The 1,814-nt window shown below is 69.6% G+C and carries 1 protein-coding gene; it reads right to left on the bottom strand.

All coding sequences use genetic code 11. The features are described 5' to 3' along the window. Positions 1-1,814, bottom strand: a 1,814-nt coding sequence (locus G4D83_RS45150; RefSeq protein WP_163871154.1) for a condensation domain-containing protein, incomplete at both ends; no start/stop codon positions are given.

Raw genomic sequence — 1,814 nt, 5'->3', positions numbered from 1 at the left:
AGACGCCCTTGGGGCGGCCTGTGGAGCCCGAGGTGAAGTCGATATAGGCGAGGTTGCGGGCGGAGATTCCACTGACCGGGGCCAGGGCGGGTGCATGCGCCAGTGCCTCAGCGGCCTCCTCGACGAGCAGGGTGGGAAGGTGCTCGGCGGGCAGGCGCGAGAGCTGCTCCCGGGTGGTGACGAGCAGGGCGGGGCACGCGTCCTCCAGCATGGAGGACAGGCGCTCACGGGGGTAGGCCGTGTCCAGCGGGACATAGGCGCCACCGGCCTTGAGGATGCCCAGGAGCGCGATAACGAGCTCCAGCGAGCGCTCCAGGGCCAGGGCCACGCGGGAGTCGGCACCGACGCCGCGGGCGCGCAGCAGGTGGGCGAAGCGGTTGGAGGCCTCGTCGAGCTGGCGATAGGTGAGGCGCCGCGCGCCGTACTCCAGGGCGATGGCTTCGGGAGTGGCGGCGACCTGCCGCTCGAAGACGTCGTTGATGGTGGCGTCGCGCGGGTAGCTGGAGGGCGAGTGATTCCAGTCCACCAGCACCGTCTGCCGCTCCTCGGCGGACAGCAGCGGCAGGTGGTGGTAGGGCCGCTCCGGCTGGGAGACGAGTCCCTCCATCAGAATGGCGAAGTACCGCGAGAGCCGTTCGGCCGTGGCCTCGGAGAACAGATCCGCGTTGTAGGTCAGGCTCCCCGAGAAGCCCTCGGGGGCTTCCGCGAGATTCAACTCCAGTTCGAACCGCGCAGTAGCGCTCTCGAGCGAGAGCGAGTCGAACGTCAGGTCAGGAAGAGCGAGGTGGGGGGCCGGAGTGTTCTGCAGGGCGAACATCACCTGGAACAGGGGCGAGCGGCCCAGGGGGCGTCCCGGGGCGAGCTCCTCGACGAGCTTCTCGAAGGGAATGTCCTGGTGGGCGAAGGCGCCGAGCGTGGTCTCCTTCACGCGCGCCAGCACCTGGCGGAAGGAGGGGTTGTCCTCCATGCGCGTGCGCAGCGCGAGCGTGTTGACGAAGAAGCCGATGAGGCCCTCCAACTCGGCGACGCGGCGGCCGGCGATGGGCGAGCCGACGGTGATGTCTTCCTGGCCCGAGTAGCGCGACAGCAGCAGTTGCCACCCAGCAAGCAGGGCCATGAAGGGCGTGACACCCTCCTGCTGGCACAGGGCCTTGAGGGCGTCGGACAGCTCGCGCGACAGCTGAACGGGAGCCGCGGCGCCCCGGAGGGACTGGACGGCGGGGCGCTGGAAGTCGGTGGGCAGCTCCAGCGCGGCGGGGGCGCCTTCCAGGTGCTTGCGCCACCAGTCGAGCTGGGCCTCCAGGGCCTCGCCCTGAAGCCACGAGCGCTGCCACACCGCGAAGTCGGCGTACTGCACCGGCAGCTCGGGCAGGGGCGAGGGCTGGCCCGCGGAGAAGGCCGCGTAGAGGGTAGCCATCTCCCGCACCAGCACGCCCATGGACCAGCCGTCGGAGACGATGTGGTGCATCGTCAGCAGCAGCACGTGCTCGCGTTCATCCAAACGCAGCAGCGAGGCGCGCAGCAGCGGCCCATTCGCGAGGTCAAAGGCCTTGCGCGCCTCCTGTTCGGCCAGACGCTGTGCCTCGGCCTCGCGGGATTCTCCTGGCAGACCGCTCAGGTCGATGAGCTGAAGGAACGAGACTGGAACGTCGGAGATGACCTGAGTGGGGTTGTCCTCGATGGACTTGAAGGAGGTGCGGAGGGACTCGTGGCGACGGACGAGCTCGGAGAGGGCGCGTTGGAGAGAGGAGACATCCAGGGCGCCCGTCAGGCGCAGAGCCGCGGGCATGTTGTAGGCGGCGCTGGCGGGCTCG

Source organism: Myxococcus eversor (assembly GCF_010894455.1).
In the GTDB taxonomy this organism is placed as follows: domain Bacteria; phylum Myxococcota; class Myxococcia; order Myxococcales; family Myxococcaceae; genus Myxococcus; species Myxococcus eversor.
The sequence above is the reverse complement of the archived record's forward strand: the minus strand, read 5'-3'. Positions and strand labels throughout refer to the sequence as shown.